Below are 19,911 nucleotides of genomic sequence, written 5' to 3'. Positions count from 1 at the left end.
AAACATAACAATGAAAAATCAAACCTTATTAATCCTTGTTCTTGTATTATTATTTCCAACTGAAATATTTGCCCAAATCCATTATTCCAATGCTTCAATTAGGACAGGGGCCGAACAAACTGAAAAATATATTCCTAAGCTAAAAGGGAAACGTGTTGCTTTGATCGCTAATCAAACAAGTATTATTGGCGATAGTCATTTATTGGATAGCCTAGTCAAAAGAGGCGTACAAGTTGTGAAGGTTTTTGGTCCGGAGCATGGTTTTCGAGGAAATGCAAGTAATGGGACTAGCGTAGGCGATGAGGTAGATAAAAACACGGGGGTTAGGATTATTTCCTTATATGGAAACAAGAGTAAGCCAACAAAGGAAGATTTGGCGGATGTGGATATTCTAATTTATGACATTCAAGACGTAGGCTGTCGATTTTATACAAACATCAATGTCTTACGTGATGTGATGGAATCAGCTGCTCGGCATGGTAAGGAGTTAATGATTCTAGATCGTCCAAATCCAAATGCCTATTTTATTGATGGTCCTATATTGGACATGAAGAATAAGTCAGGAATAGGACAGTTTCCAATACCCATTGTACATGGATTAACCGTTGCAGAGTTTGCACAAATGGTGAATGGAGAAGGTTGGTTAGCTGATAATTTAATATGTAAGCTGAGCGTGGTTAAGAATGCTAACTATAAGCACGATATGCTGTATAATCTCCCTGTAAATCCATCTCCAAATTTGAATACTCCTGAAAGTATCTTATTGTATCCAAGTACTTGTTTGTTTGAAGGGGTGTCCTTAAATCATGGTCGAGGAACCAATTATCCATTTACACGTGTCGGAGGCCCAATGTATAAAGGTATCTACAGTTTTAATTTCACACCATTATCGATGCCCGGAAGAGCAGAAGATCCACTATATCAAGATCAGGTATGTTATGGATTAGATTTAATGCAAACCGACCTTAACAAACTTGTGAAATCTAAAAAAATCAATTTACAGTGGATGATTGAATTATATGCTAAACATCCGAATAAGGCAAAGTTTTTTGATCGAAGTTCCCATCGACAAATTGGAAATATCGATTTCTTGGTTGGCGTTTCGGAATTTAAAGAGCAAATCAAGAATGGGATGACCGAAGAGCAGATCCGAAAATCATGGGAACCAGGCTTAAGCAAGTATAAAACCATGCGTAAAAAATACCTGCTTTATAAATAGGAATTTAGCATTTTTTGTTGTTGGAATAACTTGCGAGCAAGAATTAGCTACTTTTTTCTAAGAATATATTAAAGAGATTATGGATTTCTCTAAATTTATTCTTAGAAAAATCACACACGTATGCTGCATCATTTGTTGCCAATTATTTTGGTCTTGATCTTATTGATCGTTTTATTAACTATTTGGGCCAAAAAACTAAGAATTGCATATCCTATATTATTAGTTTTAGCAGGTTTATTAATCAGCTTTATTCCGGGTTTACCTGTTATACGGATAGATCCAGATGTTATTTTCTTTTTAGTTTTACCGCCTTTATTATTTGAGGCAGCATGGACGGTTTCGTTTAAGGAAATGAAAAAGTGGTGGAGAATCATTGGGAGTTTTGCATTTCTGGTGGTTTTCTTTACAGCTTTATTGGTCGCTCTTGTTTCTAATCAGCTCATACCAGGCTTCAGTATTGCTTTAGGTTTTGTCCTTGGCGGTATAGTTTCACCCCCAGATGCTGTTAGCACAGGAGCCATAACCAAATTTGTCAAAATCCCGAGGTCAACTACTGCTATTCTGGAAGGCGAGAGCTTATTGAACGATGCTTCATCTTTAATCATTTTTCGCTTTGCTTTAGTAGCAGTTGGTACCGGACAGTTTATTTGGCAGGAGGCAGGTTTGCAATTCCTTTGGATGTTACTTGGTGGGGTTGCTGTAGGTATTTTTGTCGGCTATATCTTTATTTTGATTCATCGACATCTTTCAACGGATACTCCATCGGATATTGCCTTAACACTAATCGAACCATTTTTCATGTATTGGATTGCTGAGCAAATTCATTGTTCAGGTGTTTTGGCTGTGGTGAGTGGAGGTTTGTTTATGTCCTCCAGACGCTTAACCTACTTATCAGGAAGTAGTAGAATTGCAAGTACTAATGTTTGGGAAAGCTTTGTGTTTCTACTGAATGGGATTGTGTTTTTAATTATTGGATTAGACCTCCCTGAAATTGTTTTAGGGATACGTTCGAAAGGAATTTCGCTTAATACGGCAGTATTATATGGGGTAGTTATAACGGGCGTGTTGATTTTAGCTCGTATTATCAGTGCATATGCGGCCATGTTGGCTACCATCATTTTTAGGCCTCAGGTAGCTCATCAAAATCAATTCAGTAGAAGACGGTGGTACATTCCGATTCTATTAGGCTGGACTGGTATGCGTGGGGTAGTTTCGCTCGCTGCAGCTCTGGCTATTCCTTTAACTCTTCCTTCAGGGGAGGCCTTTCCTTATCGTAATATGATCTTGTTTATCACCTTCATTGTTATCTTACTCACGCTATTAATTCAAGGATTAACCTTGCCTTATTTAATAGGTAAGTTCAAGTTGGCGCAAGGGCAAGAAGATGAGGAAGCAAAAGATGAAGAAGCCAGAAAGATTATGAAGGCAGCTCTAAAAAATCATGTGTATGAGTTTTTAAAAGTTAGAGTTGCATCCACGGCAGAAGGACATTTTGGAGCAGAAAGAATCCTTAAGCATTGGGAGGAACAGGCAAATCTACAGGATTCGAATTGGTTAGATGATACAAGTAGAGGATTGCTAAAAGAGATCTTTCAAGTTCAACGAGAGTTTCTCGCTGAATTAAATAAGGATTCTTATTACAGCGAAGAACTTATTAGGCAGCAAATGTATCAGGTAGATCTGGAGGAAGAGCGAATGACGGTGGTTTAGGGTGAGTAAATGATTTAATATATTCTTACAGGTTGATATTTAGTATTAAGCAAAGGATTTGATTACGGTAGAAGATTTTTCATTTCATTATCCATTAAATTCAGGACAGATGAAGTACTGCTTTACTTTACATTTACCCTAATATTTCCAATTATTTTCATGTTTATTTTGGCCATCTATTTTGGAAATTAGACTATTGCCTAGTTAAATTGTTACAACAATAGATTTGTAGCTTTATCCTTGTTTATTATATTTGTTATCGATAACAGTTCAAGTGTTAATCTCCAATTATAATAAAAATGCAGTCGATTTACATCAATAATGCTCGTTTAATAAGCAATGATCGGATTGTTTATCCCGGATATGTTTATGTACAAGGATCAAAGATTTCTGATCTAGGAGAAGGCGATATTAATGTAGGAGAAGATGTAAAAAAAATAGACGCATGCGGAAAATATCTTTCTCCTGGTTTTATTGATATTCATATACATGGAGGTGGGGGTTATGACTTTATGGATGCCACAGTAGAGGCATTTTTAGGAATAGCAAACACACATGTTCAGTATGGAACCACTGGGATGTGTCCGACTAGTCTAACAGCAGAAACCGAAAACATATATCGAGTATTAGATGCTTATGATTCGGCACTAAAAGAGAACAAACAAGGTTCTAAATTTTTAGGTGTTCATTTGGAAGGTCCCTATTTAGCTATGGGGCAACGAGGGGCACAAGATCCAAAATATATTCGAAACCCAAATCCGGAAGAATATAAAGCCATTTTAGCTTATTCAGATCATATTGTTCGTTGGAGTGCTGCGCCCGAATAACCTGGGGCATTAGAATTTGCCGATTATTTATTGCAATTGGGAAAGATTCCTGCATTAGCACATACAGATGCGTTATTTGAAGAAGCTGTATTGGGGTATGAACGAGGGTACAAGCTTGCAACACATTTTTATTCGGCAATGTCAGGGATTACCCGTCGTGATGCCAAGCGATATGCTGGTGTTATAGAGGCAGGCTATTTACTTGATGACATGGACGTAGAAATAATAGCAGATGCTGTACATGTACCTGCGCCACTTATGAAACTTATTTATAAAATAAAAGGTCCAGATCATATTGCCCTAGTTACTGATGCTATGCGTGCTGCTGCCATGCCTGAAGGTCCAAGTGTTTTAGGTCGACTAAGTGATGGGTTACCAGTAATCGTTGAGGATGAAGTGGCCAAACTGATGGATCGTAGTGCCTTTGCCGGAAGTGTGGCTACATGCGACAGGTTGTTGCGTAATTATGTTTATAAAGCAGAGGTGTCATTGCCTGAGGTGATTAAAATGCTGAGTGCTACTCCTGCAAGAATTCTTGGAATACATAATCAAAAGGGAAGTTTACAAAAAGGAATGGACGCAGATATTTTGTTGTTAAATAAGGATTTGTTCGTGGAAATGACAATGGTCGAGGGAGAAATTCGATATCAGGTTTAAATTCAGATATTTCACATTGGAAAAGAATTCAACATTAGGAGTTAAAGAAATTGCGAAATTATCTGGAGTTTCAATTGGAACGGTTGATCGAGTTTTGCATAACCGTCCTGGAGTAGCTGCCAAGACGAAGGAAAAGGTACTGGCTGTACTGGAAAACCATCAATATGAGCCGAATTTGATTGGTCGAGCCTTATCAAAAAAGAAACCTATTCACTTTGTTGCTATCATTCCAATTAGTTCACCTGAATCAGCTTATTGGGATGCTCCTAAAAAAGGAATAATACAGGCCCTGGATGAATTGAAAAATTATGAGGTCAAAATTGAAATATTACTGTTTGATCAGAATAATCGATTAAGTTTTGATGAGCAAGTGGAAACTTTCAAATCTATGGAAGTAGATGGGCTGGTGTTAGCTCCAACTTTTCTCAAGGAATCATTAGCGTTAAGTGAGTATTGTGATGAAAAAGGAATTCTTTATACTTATTTAAATTCGGATTTACCAGATACCAATAACATCGCATATTTTGGTGCTGATTTGTTTCAGACTGGATATTTAGCGGGGAGATTATTGCATAATTATGGAAATTCAAACTGTGAATTCTTGATTATTCATATTTCTAAAGAAATGGAAAATAACCATCACCTAATTAGAAAAGAAGAAGGTTTAAGAGCCTATTTTACGGATAAAACTTTAGATGCTGACATCAAAGTACTGCATATAAATGATACCAATATTGATCTTATTGCAAAGCAATTGTCTGATTTTCTAAAAATCAACCCTGTAAAATATTGGTTGGTGACAAACTCGCGAGTTTCTTCAGTTGCTAAGTTTATCCAGGATAATAAAATTACCGATGTCAAATTAATTGGATTTGATTTTTTACCAGAGAATGTTTCTTATTTAAAGTCTGGGATAATTGATTTTCTGATTTGCCATAAGCCAATTGAACAAGGTTTTAATGCGGTTATGGCTTTATTTCATAAAAAAGTACTTTATAAATCATTCGAAAAAATCAATTTCATGCCTATTGATGTCATCTGTAAAGAGAATTATATGTATTACGAAAATTGATTTGTTTAAAGACAATTGATTTTCATCTAAACCTATAACATTATGATAAGAACACTTTTTCTCCTAGCCGTATTACTTATTGGAAATTTAAACTTGTTCGCACAAGGACAATCCAAATCAAAAGATTTTAAGGTTAAAGGCTTTCACCTTGACCTTAGGGTGCAAGTTATGAAAATGCCTGCGCTCAAGAAATTCGCCAAGCAATTGAAAGATAATGGCATGAACACCTTGATTATGGAATGGGAAGCAACATATCCATTTCAAAATCATCCCTTAATCCCGAATCAATTTGCATACTCTCGCGAAGAAGTAAAAGAGTTTGTAGGTTATTGTGAAGGTATGGGGGTTGATGTGATTCCTTTACAGCAAAGTTTTGGACACGTGGAATACATTTTAAGACATTACCGTTATAAGGATTTACGCGAGGACCAAAAAGATTATTCACAGATAAATCCGTTGAAGGAGGATTTGGCAAAAGAACTTTTTACCGATTTGTTTAAAGATATGATTAGTACGCATCAATCAGAATACATTCATATTGGTGGGGATGAAACCTATTTACTTGGACACTCCAAAGAGTCGCAAAAGAAAGTTGCTGAGGTTGGAAAGGGGAGACTGTATGGTGATTATATTAAGCTTCTGTGTGAATTGGTAGTATCCTTGGGTAAGAAGCCGGTGTTATGGGCAGATATAGCTTTGAAATATCCTGATGCTTTGAAAGGTCTACCAAAAGAAACTGTATTTGTGGATTGGAATTATGGATGGGATATCAATATGTTTGGCAAGCATGAGAATCTCTTGAATTCAGGTTTTGAAATTTGGGGTGCTCCATCACTAAGGAGCCATCCTGATAATTATTTTATAACACAATGGGAAAAGCATTTTCGTAATATCCGGGAATTTATTCCGTTGGCTAGAGGATTTGGATATCAAGGGATGGTAATTACCTCTTGGTCCACATCAGGTTTATATTCTAGTTATTGGGAAAGTCCAAAGGATATCGTTGAGCTTTATCCAGTGAGACGGGTTTATCCATTGTCCGGATTTAATTTATTAGTAGAAGCATATTTTAAAGCTGCAAATCAAGAAAAACCATTGGAAGTGGATGCTTTTGTAAGAAAATACGCACAAGAAAATTATGGTTTGTCATCAGAGGAGTCCATTCGTTTTTGGAAGGTATTAGGGGCAAATCCTTATGAAATTAATCAAGGGGTGGTGAGTGATCCTAAATTGAGTATCCGTGAGGTAAAGGATTCAGCGATTTGGGTTCAAAATGAAATGAAGCGTTTTAACCCTATTAAAAATAAAGAAGAATTTAAACATTATCAATTGATGTCTGATATTCGAGCTCGTTATTTGGTTTACATGGATGTGGAGGAAGAATTAAATAGCAAGACCTTTGATAATACTAGATTGCCCGTATTAATCAAAACCTTGAAGGGATTATTGGATCAAGAAAAAGAGTTGAATGCACGGTTTATGGCTTTGAATAAAGACTTTTTATTTGAAGAAGAGATTGCACAAGAGGATTTTTTACGAAACAGCAAAATTCAACTCTTATACAATCGATTAACTCGATTAGCCAATTAATTATTCCATAAACACTAAGTCGAGAATATGTCAACTATAAAAGAGGAAGTTTCAGTATCAAGTCTAACCAAAGGACAAATGCGCTTGTCAATTGGCATAATTGCAATGATGTTTTTTGTCTTTGGTTTTGTAACCTGGATAAACGCCATACTTATTCCATATTTTAAACTAGCCTTTGAACTAAATCATTTTGAATCTTATTTAGTAGCATTTGCTTTTTACATTGCTTATTTATTAATGTCGTTGCCTTCAGGGTATTTACTGAAGCAGGTGGGCTTTAAAAAAGGAATGATGATTGGATTCTTCATCATGTCTATTGGGGCTGCCTTATTTGTTCCTGCTGGCGCCATTCGAAGTTATCCATTATTTTTAGGGGGATTATTCACGCTGGGTGTTGGTTTGTCCGTATTGCAAACAGCTGCAAATCCATATGTAACCATACTAGGGGATAAGGAGCGTGCTGCCCAGCGTTTCAGTATCATGGGCATATGTAATAAGTTTTCTGGAATTGTTGCTCCATTATTATTTGCAGCCGTGATTTTAAAGCCTGAAGATCAGGTGTTTTTAGAATCATTGAAGACTTTGGTTGGTGAAGAAAAGGAAGCTGGTTTAAGTAGTCTCCTGGAACGTGTTATGCTGCCTTATACAGTGGTTTCTATCGTGCTAATTGGATTAGGTTTGATGATCAAATTTTCTCCTTTACCTGAAATAAGAACGGATGATCAAGAGGGGGCAACTTTTGATAATAAGCAAGTAGGAGGAAAGCGTTCAATTTTGGAATTCCCACATTTGGTACTAGGTGCATTTGCTATATTTTTTCATGTTGGGTCTCAGGTAATTGCGGTCGATAGCATTATCAATTATGCACAGAGCACGGGATTATCCTTCTTTGAAGCAAAAACCTTTCCATCATATACCTTGTCGGCAACTATTGTCGGCTATTTATTGGGGATAACATTTATTCCTAAGGTCATTAGTCAATTAATGGCTCTAAGGATTTGCTGTTTGTTAGGATTGCTGTTGTCTTTTGGGCTAATCTTTATTTCTGGAGAAAGTAAATGGTTTGGTTATGATACAGATATTTCTGTTTGGTTTCTGGTGATGATGGGATTTGCAAATTCCATGATTTGGGCAGGTGTTTGGCCTTTGGCATTATCTGATTTAGGGAAGTTTCTGAAAATTGGCGCATCCTTATTGGTCATGGCGCTTTGTGGTAATGCTATATTGCCGATGGTTTATGGTTACTTTGCTGATAAGATTGGATTAAAAGATGCGTATTGGGTATTGATCCCATGTTATGCTTATTTGATATTTTATGCATTCTATGGTTTTAGAATTCGATCGTGGAAATAAGTATCTTGTAATCAATTCCTAGTGACTACTAGATTCCCTAACAATAAGTTCAGTCTTTATTAAAACTTCTTGGTAATCCAATAAATCAAGATCTCGGTCTTCGATTTGTTGGATTAATAATTTGGCAGCAACTTTTCCCATATGGTATGCACTATCATCAATAGTAGATAGTTGAGGTTCAATCATAGTTGATATTGGGTAATTACTAAAACCTATGATTTTAAGATCTTCAGGGATTCTCCTTACTTTTTTCAAGGTTTGAATAGCAGCTGCAGCAGTATAGTCGTTTGCACATACTATACCATCGAAGCTTGTTTTTCCTTGAATAAGTTCCTGAGCTAAATTTAGCCCTTCTTGATGACTTAAATGTTTGGCCTCCTTAATCAATTCTTCACGGATTTCTAAGTTGTATTGTTCTAAAGCCTTCTTGTAACCTAAAAGACGAGCTTTAAAAATGCTGACTTCCTGATCGCCTGAAATATGAGCTATGGATTTACAGCCAGCTTTAATTAAATGTTCTGTGGCCTTAAACGAGGCTTCTAAATCATTAATCATTACTTTATTGGTTTTTAATCCATCCGTACTGCGGTCGTAGACTACTAAGGGAATATTTGCTTTTTTAATTTTCTTTAGGTGATCATACTTTCTTGTTTCTAATCCAGGGCAAATGATTAATCCGGCGGCTAATGTTGATTCGATCATTTGTACAATCTCTTTCTCCTTTTGGTAATTATCCTGTGACTGGAAAATAGTTATCTGATACCCCTGTTGATATGCATACTCTTCAATACCGCTAATAACCTTAGAATGGAAGTCAATATCAATTCGAGGACATACCACGCCGATAGACTTCGTCTTTTTACTTCGAAAACTCGAGGCAATTGGGTCTATAGAAAAACCCATTTCTTTCACTTTATCATTGACTAATTTCCTTGTAGCCTCACTGATCGCAGGGTGATTGGATAGTACTCTTGAGACTGTTGATATGGATACATTTAAGGCTTTAGCTATGTCTTTAATAGTGACACGCGACGAATCTATATTCTTCATGATGTAAATCAATTTAGCTAGACAGTTCGAATTTAAAGTAAATTATTTGTTATTCAAATTTTTTATAAGTTATTGTTAATGCAATTGTTTGCATTAATTTATATGTGCAAAACATTATTAAAGCTATTAATTATGAAAAATTTAATTTTATTTATGCAAATGTTTGCATAAATAAAATGATTTTTCTAATTTGGTTATTCGAAACAACAGATTATAAACTCTAAATCTGAAATTATGATAATAGCCAACCTTCAGCTCCGATGGTCTTGTGCATTAAGAATTAATAAAAGGTTTGTACTTTTTTTGATTTTATTAATGTTTCATTTTTCCTACGGATATGCACAGCAAAGAACAATTAATGGAACAGTTCTAGATGCGAGTAGTAAAAAAGCACTTCCGGGTGTTACCATACAGGTAAGTGGGACAACTAATGCAACGAGCACCAACGAACAAGGGAATTTCACCTTGGAAAATGTCACTAACGGTCAGGAAATAGTGGTTAGTTTCATTGGTTATAGCAGTTCCCGGTTTAAAATTGATTCAAAATCTACTTATTCAATCGAACTGACTTCTTCAGCAACGGCAATTGAAGAAACAGTTGTTGTAGGTTATGGGCGCCAAAAGAAACGGAACTTGACGGGTTCAATTGTTTCTGTTGGGGCTTCTGAGATTGAAAAAACAGCTTTGCAAGATCCAATATCGGTTTTGCAAGGAAGGGCCGCCGGTGTACAGATAACTTCAAATTCTGGAGCGCCAGGAGGGGAGATGTCTATACGCGTGCGTGGTAATTCATCCTTAAATTCAGGAAACACACCACTTTTTGTTGTTGATGGTATACCCATTGAATCCAACTCGATCTCTTCATTAAATGGTACAGAAAACTTTGGGTTAAATCCATTAGCTGACATCAATCCAAATGACATTGCTTCTATCGAAGTATTAAAGGATGCTGCTTCTACAGCTATTTATGGGTCGAGAGCAGCCAATGGTGTCGTAATGATAACCACTAAAAGAGGGGCTTCGGGTAAACCAGAGATCTTGTTAAATGCTACTACTGGCGTGAGTGAATTAACCCGTAAACTAAGTGTCTTAAACGCGCAACAATATCGTGAAGCTGTATTAGACTCCTATTTTGCTGTTCCTAATCCAGAAGAACCTTATTATACCATTATTGACTCTTTAAACCCAATGAATAGTGGAGATGTTGATTGGCAGGATGAATTAATGCGAACTGCCAAACAATATAAAATCGACTTGTCAGTTCGTGGTGGAAATGAAGGGACCAAATATGCATGGAGTACTTCATACCTTGATCAAGATGGGATTATATTAAATTCGAATTACAAAAGGTTTACAACCCGTCTAAATACAGATTTTAACTTAACTGATCACATTCGTATAGGACAAAGTATTTCTTATACCAATGGTGTAAATAATCGAACAAATGCTTCTGGAACAGGTAATCTAAGTATTATCCGAAGTCTATTGGTTCGGCCGCCTAATATGTCGATGTATTTACCTGATGGCTCTATCAACGGTTATATGATAGGGATGCGAAATCCAGTAGGAATGGCACTCTATGCTACTAACTTGAATAAAAGTAATCGTATCATAGGTAGTCAGTACCTAGAGGTAGACATCTTCAAGGATTTGAAGTTTAGATCCAACGTGAACTTAGATTACATTGCGATGAAGGAGGAAGAGTTTATGCCTTCTATTCTTGATTATCGCGAAGGATATAACACAGGAGGCGTTCGATCAACTGGAAGTTTGACTTGGGGAAATGAAAGTTATTTCACTTATAATAAGAGTTTGAATGATGCCCATAATTTTGGTGGTGTATTAGGGATGAGTTTTCAGAAGTGGCGTTACGACCGAACAGGACTTGATGGAATGTATTTTCCAAGTGATGATATTAGAACCTTAAATGCTGCTTCTGTAATTTCCAATCAAGGTGTGAATGTCGCATCAGAACATGCTATGCTATCTTATTTCGGCCGAGCTACCTATGATTATTTAGGCAAGTATTTATTAGAATTCAATCTTAGAGCTGATGGTTCATCTCGTTTTGGACAGAATAAAAGATTCGGATTCTTTCCTTCTGCATCAGCTGGCTGGAGATTTAAAGATGAAGATTTCCTGAAAGACTCTAATGTGTTGAGTGACGGTAAAATAAGATTCAGTTTAGGTAGTACTGGTAATGAGGCTATAGGTGATTACACATCGCAAGGAGAATTTACATTAGGAACTAATTATCTTGATTTTTCTGGTGCAGCACCGACAGTTATGCCGAATGCTAGTTTAACATGGGAAACTACGAACCAATATAATCTTGGTTTAGAATTGGGTTTCTGGAATAACCGCGTCTTGTTTACCACTGAAGCATATTTGAAAAAAACTAGTGATTTGCTTTATAATGTTCCAATTCCTAATACAACAGGCTTTGAGTTCATTACGCAAAATATTGGAAATATTGAAAATAGGGGTTTAGAATTCAGTTTACAGACTAAGAATTTGCAAGGGCCTTTTACTTGGAGTACAGGTCTTAATGTAAGTTTAAATAGAAATAAAGTAGCATCCTTACCTGAAGATTTATTGACGAATGGCTATATCAACAACGGGAATGTCCATATTTTAAAAGTAGGCTTACCTATTGGAGTATTTTACGGTTGGAGATATCAAGGTGTTTATGCACGTGATGAAGATAACGTAAATAAAATAACGAATGGTGCAACAGGTCCAGTTTTCGTTGGAGGTGACCCGATTTGGAAAGATGTCAACAATGATAATATCATCAATCAAGATGACCGTGAAATCATTGGATATGCAGAACCAAAGTTCTTTGGTGGTTTCTCAAATGATTTCAGTTATAAAAATTTCCATCTTAATATTTTCTTACAATATTCTGTAGGAAATGAGATCTATAGTGAGCTTAATCATCAACGCAACTCCATCGTTCGCTATAATAACTTATCTACGGATGCTTTGGATCGTTGGAGAGAACAGGGTGATATCACCAATTTTCCGAGATTGATTCGTGATGATCCTAAGCAATCAGATTCTAGAGTACAAAGCCGCTGGGTTGAGGATGGATCGTACATTAAATTGAAGAATGTCAATCTTCGATATAGTTTAAAACCGGAATGGACACAGAAATTGGGGTTAAGGAAAATTGATGCTTTCGTAACAGCAAGTAATTTAATCACATGGACGAAATATACAGGATTTGATCCTGATGTGAATTCATACTCTGGATTACGTGTTGGGTTAGATGAAGGTTCTTACCCTCAAGCAAGGAGTTTTATGTTTGGATTAACCTTTGGCCTTTAATCGATTAGTCATGAAAAAAACAATAATTTATATATTCGGAACAGTTGCAATGACTTTTGCAATGAGTTCATGCTCCGATTTCTTAGATAAAGATCCGATCAGTAGTTTTTCTGGACAGGGTTATTATAAAAAGCCAGCTGATGCTCAGGCAGGGGTAAATGGAATTTACAATTCTCTACAATCCTTATTTCGGATAAATTTTGCTTATTGGGGCGAAGGAAGAGCAGACAATGTAACTACAAGACACTCTGGTGATCCATTTGCATTACAGCAAAATCAATTGACTCCAATCATCACATCGGCAAGATGGGATAATTTCTACACCTTGATATCAAGAGCAAATTATGCTATTAAGTATATTCCAGAAGTTTTTGCTGGTGAAGAAAGTGCCTTTGGCAGAGAACTTATGGGTCAAGCACGAGGATTAAGAGGATTGGCCTATTTTTATTTAGTTAGAATTTGGGGAGATGTTCCATTAGTAACGGAACCCTATGAGAGCACTGATCAAAACTTATTTGTGGAGCGAAATTCTGTTGCTGATGTGTTGAAATTAGCTATAGAGGATTTGGAATATGCGGCAGAAAATTGTGTTATAAGTTATGGAGGAGAAAGAAATCGTGTGTTTTTCACAAAAGGAGCTGCAAATGCCTTCTTGACCCAAATTGCAATGTGGCAAAAACAGTATGAAAAGGCGATTGAATATGCTACGAAAATAACAGATGATAGTCAGTACAATCTGACGAGCATTGCGGAATGGAATACAATATTCCACAAGGGCGCTGTATCTGAAAGTATTTTTGAAGTTGGTTATAATGAAGTTCAAACGAATTCATTACGTGTATTGTATGCCATCGGTTCTGATCCTGATTATGTTCCTAGCAATCGATTTATTGCTTCCATTGAACAAGATGACAAGCGTAAGCCTTTGATATATGATATAACACAGAATCCTCCTAAAAAGATATGGAAATTCTTCGGAGTAGGTTTTAACGACGAAAGTGCCGATCCTTCATCCAATAATATTGTACTAACCAGATTAGCTGATATTATGCTATTAAAAGCAGAAGCACATGCAAATATAAACCAAACTAATGAAGCGTTGGAATTATTAAACAGTATTCGTAGGAGAGCAGGTTTGGGGAATTTAGATGTTTCATCAGCAAATAGCCTTTATGGAGATTTAGTATCTGCAATTTTACATGAACGTTCCATAGAGTTATGTTTCGAAGGTCATCGTTGGTTTGATTTAGTTCGAACAGGTAAGGCAATCAACATTATGGGACCAATCAATGGCTTGTCTGATGAAAAGAATCTGGTTTGGCCAATTGCGGAGAATGCCATCATCAGAAATCCGAAACTACAACAGAACGAGTTCTATAAATAATCATGCAAACCAATATTTAGAACAATGAAAAAGTTTAAAAACATATATTCTAAATTCCTGGTAGGAATAGGGATATTGAGTTTCCTTTATAGTTGTGAAATTCAAGAGAATTTTGAATACAATCCTTCACCTGATAATACGAAATTAAACATGGATGCGTTGAGTTACATCAATAGCAATGACTCCTTGTCTTTCATGGAAGAAGCAATAAAATTGGCTGGAATGGAATCATTCTATAATAGTCAAAAAGAATATACTTTTATTGTACCCAATAATCAGGCGTTTCGTGCATATTTTAAAGCAAATGGATACAGTAAGGTAGCAGATGTACCTGTACCTATATTGAAAAACATGCTAAAATATCATATTGTCAATGGAATTGTGAATTTTAATAATCCAGAATTATCTGCCAGCAACAGACCAAAACCTTATGATACCGAGAATGGTCAGATTATGTACCTATCGCATACAAGTACATTTGTAGGTATCATCAATGAAGGAACAAAGAGTCAATGGCAAATACGAACGTCTAATTTAGTGCCTGACAATGGAGTGATTCACATAAGTAATTTTATTACTTTTTATTCTGCACCAACTGGGGATACTAATACCCAAAATCCAAACTTGATTTTAGATACTATCTACCCGAAACATGATACGTTTATTAGAGGAGGTATTGATAAAGAAAAAAACTTTGGTACTGAAACATTAATGAAGGTAAAGAATGTGACAAATAATGGTGATTATGATACAAAATCATTAATGTTATTTGACTTTAAGGATTTTGAAAAACCTGGTATTGTTACTGACTTAAGGTTACAAGTGTCGGTTTCCTTTACCCATGCCAAATCAGTGGACATGAATTTATTTGAGACTCCAAGTACATCATGGACAGAAACATCAGCTAAATTCAGTAATACGCAAATGCCAACAACACCAAGGATTGCTTTCATTAAAACAAGTAAAGTGAGCTTTTTTAACTTTGATATTACGGATTACTATAAGTCCAAGAAACCAACTGGCCTTGTATCCTTGATGTTAGACAATCAAATTGCAACAGATGAGACTAACGAGTTTGCAACAAAAGAACATCCAACGCTATTACCACCGATGTTAATTGCTACATTCGCATCGGGTTTGGCCAACCTAGTTCTAGAACATACTTTGCCTTTGGAGGTCGAGAATGGGGGAGTTTCCGTCTTTACGAAGTCTAACTTGGAAGTGTCAGGAGCATCTCCAATGGATGTGATTTATACAATTGATACTGCACCTAGTTTTGGCTGGATATTAAAAGGCGCTGATGTGTTGAAGGCTGGTAGTAAATTTTCTCAATTAGATCTGGATTTGAATAACCTATTGTTTATACATGATGGAAAAACGGTAGGATCACAATCCATCATGCTGACTGCGAGAGATCGTGCAGGTGCCGAATTGGAGAATATTGAGTTAAAAATTAACGTGAAATAAAATGGCAAAGCTTAAATTATATAAAATGTTTTATGCATCTACCATTATTCTATTTTTGAATTGTGGTACCACACCTGCTGATATGCCTGAACCAAAGCCTATTGATCGAGTTATTAAATTCTCTGGATTAGATTGGATTGTTAGAACAAATCCAAATGCTAAACAAGGACCTGGACCTAATTACTTTTCAGACTCAGAGGAAAATGTTTGGGTTGATGATAATGGAAAATTGCATTTGAAAATTACACAACGTGGTGGGAACTGGTATTGCGCTGGTGTATTTTCCAAAAACAGTTTTGGTCATGGTAAGTATACTTTTTACGTGAATTCTGATGTTACGAAGTTAGATAAGAATGTTGTCGCGGGGCTATTTACTTATTATGATGATACACAAGAAATAGATGTTGAATTTTCTAAATGGTCCTTGGAGCAGAATATGAATGCACAATTTGCGGTTCAACCATCTTCAAAGACTGGGAATGTCAAGCGTTTCGATATTCCTGCCAATGCTGGACCTACCATACATTCATTTGACTGGAGTAGTAATGCAATTCATTTTTTCAGTGGTAAAAACACAGCAGGTGGGGAAGAGTTTGCTCAATGGAATTATACCGGAGTAGATGTTCCTTCTGCACTTACAGAACGTCTAAGGTTGAATCTTTGGCTTTATAAAGGACAAATTCCATCTGATTTAAAAGAACAAGAAATTGTAATTGACAGTGTCAAATTTGAAAAATAATCTTAATCATTTATTTATTCATCACAACTAAATCTATTAATAAAAATTGTATGGATGTAAAAGAACAGAAGGTATCTGTATTTGAGCGTAAAGAAGAAGCTGGATTGGCTGCCGGAAAAGCAATTGAATCGTGTATTCTAAAGTTACTAAAGACAAAAGAAGAAATTCGAATGATTTTTGCAGCTGCTCCTTCACAGAATGATACGTTGGCTTATTTGTGTAATTCTGCAAAGATTCCATGGAATCGGATAATTGCCTTTAATATGGATGAATATATCGGCTTGCCTAAAAATTCGAAACAATCATTCTCTACTTACTTACAAGAGAATTTGTTTTCTAAGGTAGATTTTAAAGAGGTTAACCTTATATCACCGAGTAATGGTGAAAAAGAAGAATTAGTACGAATTAGCAATAAACTTGAAGGACAAGAAATAGATGCTGTTGTGCTAGGGATAGGTCAAAATGGACATATCGCATTTAATGATCCACCGGTAGCTGATTTTAATGATCCTTTAACTATTAAAGCCGTTCAGTTGGATGAGGTATGCAAACAACAGCAAGTCAATGATAATTGTTTTTCGAGCATTGATTTGGTTCCTTCCAGAGCTTTGACTTTAACAATCCCAACGATCATGCGTGCTAAACATTTGTTTTGTATAGTATCTGGGAAAAATAAGGCAGAAGCAGTTAAGCACACATTTGCAGGTAAATTGACAGTTGAATGGCCATCTAGTATTCTTCCTTTACACGATAGTTGTAGTTTTTTCTTTGACAAAGATGCTTATGCTTTAATGGATTAGAAAAGATATTGAGGGAATCGCTTAACCTGAAACGGCATATTTAATACTATAATATGCCGTTTTTCTATTTTCAAATACTTCCCCAAAAAAAATAAATAATTAATGTTATTCAGATAAACTTACGGCTTCCCGTAAGTTATTGCATTAAACTCTGCCTAACTTGCTTTCGTTTTAGGAATCATTCAGCCATGAATACTTTAGAAGCGAGTCAACCGAAATCTTTTTTTATTAGCCAAGCACTGCGTAATGTTCAATTGAGTAATAGGGCTTTTCTACAAGTGGAAATAACTGATAAACAACAAGAAGTTATTTGCAAAAGTTTGGTGGAGGAATATGAAGTGGCCATAGAAATTGATGAAGTAAAGAGTCCAAAGCATTTGTTCAAAATTCTTCAGAATCACCAAGAAAACATTATTGTTTTTAATTGTGATCTTTTGAAAAAAAGAAGGGAATATATGGTTGTATTAGAGGGTGCTGTCTGTGCTAACCCTTATACTGCAGAAAATTGGAAAGTTTCCTTTGATGGTGAAAGTTTTGATTTTAATGGTCGTGTGGTTTTGTTTAGTCCATTAAGTCTACAAAAATTAAATAAAGCAGAAAAACTATATTTTATTATGCGTGATTGTTATCGGATTTAACCAATCTATTATATCTAATTATCTATTTATCAGGTAATTTTTAAGGCTGTCGGATTTTCTGACAGCCTTTATTTTTTTGATGATTAGTAAACCCTATAAATTTACTGACATGTTTTTGCCCATAGCAAATATCAGGTTTTGCATTGTCTGACGCATATTTTCAGGTTCTATAACCTCGATATGGTCTGCAAACATCATTAACCATCGGGGGAATTCTTGATTGACATCCCTAGATTCAAAATGCATGATAATTCTATCGTTGATAATCTCTTCCTTAGTAAATCCATAGTGATTCCTTTGCCAACGGATATAGGGTGCAAAATCTCTATTGACTGCAATAACAACTTTTGTTTTCGGATAATCTATTGGTGGATGTTGTTTTATATATTCATCAATAGAAGGATGAGCGTTTAAGAATGGTAAATCTAACAATTCGGCGTGAATGATTCGGTCACTTCGAAATTGTCTAAAATCACTACGCTTAAGACAGTATGCAACGATATACCAGTAGCCTATCTCATGAACAATCCCTATGGGTTCCACTATTCTATTTTGAGCAATATCGTCATGTATACCTTGATAGGATATCTCCATTTGCTTTTGATGAGCAATCGCATTTAAAGCATGACTTAAAACTTCCGGAGCTTGATCGAGAAATAATGGAGAGTTCTGTTTTCTCATAATAATTTGATCTTGCATACTATGAACCATATCTTGATCATTGCTTTTTAAAATAGCCTTGATCTTCAACATAGCTGAATGGATTTGCTTATTGCTTTCTTTATCCAGGTATTTTTCAGCAAGTTTTTCTAATGCAACAAAAGTTAATGCCTCATCTCGAGTGAAACTGACAGGAGGGAGCCTATATCCATCCATAATGGAATAGCCATTCCCGGCTTCACCAATTAATGGTACCCCAGCTTGTTCTAAGCTTTTAATATCTCGGTAAATAGTGCGAATACTTACTTCAAAACGATCAGCTAAATCTTGCGCTTTGACAATCTTTTTGGATTGTAATTGAATAAGTATATCAACTATGCGATCAAATCTTTTCTTTATATCAACAGACATAATTATTATGATTAAATATCGGCAAGTTTGAAAGTGTCTTTAAGTCGAATTCCTTTCTCGGTGTATTGCAATGTGCAACATTCATATACAGGGTCGTGTTCTAAGAATAATATATACTCTCCATCTACAATCTCTTTCCAATAATCCTGACGTTCCTGCATGGTTACTAATGGCCTAACGTCATAACTCATAACATATGCAATTGGGATATGACCAACTGATGGCAAGAGGTCAGCCATATAGAGGATGGTTTTATCTTTGTAAGTTATTTGAGGCAGCATCATAGATTCGGTATGACCATTTGCAAAACGCATTTTTATGTGTTTATCAAATACGGGATTTTCCTCAGCTATAAAGTTTAATTGTCCGCTCTCTTGAATTGGAAGGATATTCTCTTTTAAAAATGATGCTTTCTCTCTTGGGTTTGGATTGGTAGCCCAGTTCCAATGTTTCTCATTAGACCAGAAATGTGCATTTTTAAATGCCGGACTAAGTCTGTCCCCTTCGCGTATAATTGCTCCTCCACAATGATCAAAATGTAAATGGGTTAAGATTACATCCGTAATATCATCTCTTTGGAATCCTAGTTTTTTTAATGATTTATCTAAACTATCATCACCATGAAGGAAATAATGACTGAAAAATTTATCATCTTGTTTATCGCCTAAGGCTGTATCAACAAGTGTTAATCGATTAGAATCCTCGATTAACAGCAATCTAGTTGCCCAAGTACATAAATTTTTATCATCTGCAGTATTGGTTTTTTGCCAAATTGATTTTGGAACAACACCAAACATAGCGCCTCCATCTAATTTGAAAAATCCAGTATCAATACTATGTAGTTTCATGCTTGTTATATTTACAGCCTTAAATTTTAGTTCTATAAATTTGAGGTTTTATGTTTGGAGTGGCAAATATTAATTGATTAAAACTAATCACTCAATTGGTTTTTGTTTTTTTAAATTGAAATTATTGGAAAATAAAGAATCCCTTAGGTCTACTAA

The 19,911-nt window shown here is 35.7% G+C and carries 14 protein-coding genes and 1 pseudogene; 12 read left to right on the top strand and 3 right to left on the bottom strand.

The genetic code is table 11. The features are described from left to right. Window positions 1-10: 10 nt before the first annotated feature. From ABD676_RS11640 to ABD676_RS11615, 6 genes and pseudogenes are all read left to right on the top strand, one after another. Entirely contained in the window at window positions 11-1,219 is a 1,209-nt protein-coding gene (locus tag ABD676_RS11640) for an exo-beta-N-acetylmuramidase NamZ family protein (RefSeq protein ID WP_344674856.1), read from the top strand. A gap of 120 nt (window positions 1,220-1,339) precedes the next feature. Further along, entirely contained in the window at window positions 1,340-2,929 is a 1,590-nt protein-coding gene (locus tag ABD676_RS11635) for a Na+/H+ antiporter (protein ID WP_344674855.1), read from the top strand. A gap of 299 nt (window positions 2,930-3,228) precedes the next feature. After that, a pseudogene (nagA, locus tag ABD676_RS11630) lies at window positions 3,229-4,413 on the top strand (N-acetylglucosamine-6-phosphate deacetylase). Window positions 4,414-4,429: 16 nt separating this feature from the next. Then, window positions 4,430-5,485: a substrate-binding domain-containing protein gene (locus ABD676_RS11625; protein WP_344674854.1), complete on the top strand. Its 1,056-nt coding sequence runs from the start codon at window positions 4,430-4,432 to the stop codon at window positions 5,483-5,485. A gap of 42 nt (window positions 5,486-5,527) precedes the next feature. Continuing rightward, complete coding sequence (locus ABD676_RS11620; protein WP_344674853.1) at window positions 5,528-7,075, top strand: beta-N-acetylhexosaminidase; 1,548 nt, start codon at window positions 5,528-5,530, stop codon at window positions 7,073-7,075. 27 nt (window positions 7,076-7,102) lie between these two features. Further along, window positions 7,103-8,428 carry a sugar MFS transporter gene (locus ABD676_RS11615; RefSeq protein ID WP_344674852.1) on the top strand — a complete coding sequence of 442 codons (1,326 nt, stop codon included), beginning with the start codon at window positions 7,103-7,105 and terminating at the stop codon, window positions 8,426-8,428. Window positions 8,429-8,446: 18 nt separating this feature from the next. Here ABD676_RS11615 and ABD676_RS11610 read toward each other — a convergent pair whose 3' ends face one another. Beyond that, window positions 8,447-9,478, bottom strand: coding sequence for a LacI family DNA-binding transcriptional regulator (locus ABD676_RS11610; RefSeq protein ID WP_344674851.1), 1,032 nt, complete (start codon window positions 9,476-9,478; stop codon window positions 8,447-8,449). A gap of 315 nt (window positions 9,479-9,793) precedes the next feature. On the opposite strand from ABD676_RS11610, the gene ABD676_RS11605 reads away from it, so the two are divergent. The 6 genes from ABD676_RS11605 to ABD676_RS11580 all read left to right on the top strand — a co-directional run bounded on the left by ABD676_RS11605 (window position 9,794) and on the right by ABD676_RS11580 (window position 17,836). Continuing rightward, the gene (locus ABD676_RS11605; protein WP_344674850.1) at window positions 9,794-12,808 is read left to right on the top strand and encodes a SusC/RagA family TonB-linked outer membrane protein; all 3,015 of its coding nucleotides are present in this window, start codon (window positions 9,794-9,796) and stop codon (window positions 12,806-12,808) included. Between the two features lie 10 nt (window positions 12,809-12,818). After that, entirely contained in the window at window positions 12,819-14,192 is a 1,374-nt protein-coding gene (locus ABD676_RS11600) for a RagB/SusD family nutrient uptake outer membrane protein (protein WP_344674849.1), read from the top strand. 24 nt (window positions 14,193-14,216) lie between these two features. After that, the gene (locus tag ABD676_RS11595; RefSeq protein WP_344674848.1) at window positions 14,217-15,659 is read left to right on the top strand and encodes a CBM96 family carbohydrate-binding protein; all 1,443 of its coding nucleotides are present in this window, start codon (window positions 14,217-14,219) and stop codon (window positions 15,657-15,659) included. 1 nt (window position 15,660) lies between these two features. Continuing rightward, window positions 15,661-16,398, top strand: a complete 738-nt coding sequence (locus ABD676_RS11590) for a glycoside hydrolase family 16 protein (protein WP_344674847.1) — start codon at window positions 15,661-15,663, stop codon at window positions 16,396-16,398. 50 nt (window positions 16,399-16,448) lie between these two features. Then, window positions 16,449-17,198 (top strand): glucosamine-6-phosphate deaminase, encoded by a 750-nt coding sequence (locus ABD676_RS11585; protein ID WP_344674846.1) that lies wholly within the window; start codon window positions 16,449-16,451, stop codon window positions 17,196-17,198. A gap of 188 nt (window positions 17,199-17,386) precedes the next feature. Beyond that, window positions 17,387-17,836 carry a hypothetical protein gene (locus ABD676_RS11580; RefSeq protein ID WP_344674845.1) on the top strand — a complete coding sequence of 150 codons (450 nt, stop codon included), beginning with the start codon at window positions 17,387-17,389 and terminating at the stop codon, window positions 17,834-17,836. Window positions 17,837-17,929: 93 nt separating this feature from the next. Here ABD676_RS11580 and ABD676_RS11575 read toward each other — a convergent pair whose 3' ends face one another. Beyond that, the gene (locus ABD676_RS11575; RefSeq protein WP_344674844.1) at window positions 17,930-18,907 is read right to left on the bottom strand and encodes a helix-turn-helix transcriptional regulator; all 978 of its coding nucleotides are present in this window, start codon (window positions 18,905-18,907) and stop codon (window positions 17,930-17,932) included. A gap of 11 nt (window positions 18,908-18,918) precedes the next feature. After that, window positions 18,919-19,755, bottom strand: coding sequence for an MBL fold metallo-hydrolase (locus ABD676_RS11570; RefSeq protein ID WP_344674843.1), 837 nt, complete (start codon window positions 19,753-19,755; stop codon window positions 18,919-18,921). Between the last annotated feature and the right edge of the window lie 156 nt (window positions 19,756-19,911).

This window comes from Sphingobacterium kyonggiense, assembly GCF_039536825.1.
Taxonomy (GTDB): domain Bacteria; phylum Bacteroidota; class Bacteroidia; order Sphingobacteriales; family Sphingobacteriaceae; genus Sphingobacterium; species Sphingobacterium kyonggiense.
The sequence above is the reverse complement of the archived record's forward strand: the minus strand, read 5'-3'. Positions and strand labels throughout refer to the sequence as shown.

Coding starts and splice junctions, on each gene's coding strand:
- ABD676_RS11615 (WP_344674852.1), top strand. CDS start 7,103: ATGTCAACTATAAAAGAGGAAGTTTCAGTATCAAGTCTAACCAAAGGA.
- ABD676_RS11570 (WP_344674843.1), bottom strand. CDS start 19,755: ATGAAACTACATAGTATTGATACTGGATTTTTCAAATTAGATGGAGGC.
- ABD676_RS11575 (WP_344674844.1), bottom strand. CDS start 18,907: ATGTCTGTTGATATAAAGAAAAGATTTGATCGCATAGTTGATATACTT.
- ABD676_RS11605 (WP_344674850.1), top strand. CDS start 9,794: ATGTTTCATTTTTCCTACGGATATGCACAGCAAAGAACAATTAATGGA.
- ABD676_RS11610 (WP_344674851.1), bottom strand. CDS start 9,478: ATGAAGAATATAGATTCGTCGCGTGTCACTATTAAAGACATAGCTAAA.
- ABD676_RS11580 (WP_344674845.1), top strand. CDS start 17,387: ATGAATACTTTAGAAGCGAGTCAACCGAAATCTTTTTTTATTAGCCAA.
- ABD676_RS11620 (WP_344674853.1), top strand. CDS start 5,528: ATGATAAGAACACTTTTTCTCCTAGCCGTATTACTTATTGGAAATTTA.
- ABD676_RS11600 (WP_344674849.1), top strand. CDS start 12,819: ATGAAAAAAACAATAATTTATATATTCGGAACAGTTGCAATGACTTTT.
- ABD676_RS11590 (WP_344674847.1), top strand. CDS start 15,661: ATGGCAAAGCTTAAATTATATAAAATGTTTTATGCATCTACCATTATT.
- ABD676_RS11640 (WP_344674856.1), top strand. CDS start 11: ATGAAAAATCAAACCTTATTAATCCTTGTTCTTGTATTATTATTTCCA.
- ABD676_RS11635 (WP_344674855.1), top strand. CDS start 1,340: ATGCTGCATCATTTGTTGCCAATTATTTTGGTCTTGATCTTATTGATC.
- ABD676_RS11595 (WP_344674848.1), top strand. CDS start 14,217: ATGAAAAAGTTTAAAAACATATATTCTAAATTCCTGGTAGGAATAGGG.
- ABD676_RS11585 (WP_344674846.1), top strand. CDS start 16,449: ATGGATGTAAAAGAACAGAAGGTATCTGTATTTGAGCGTAAAGAAGAA.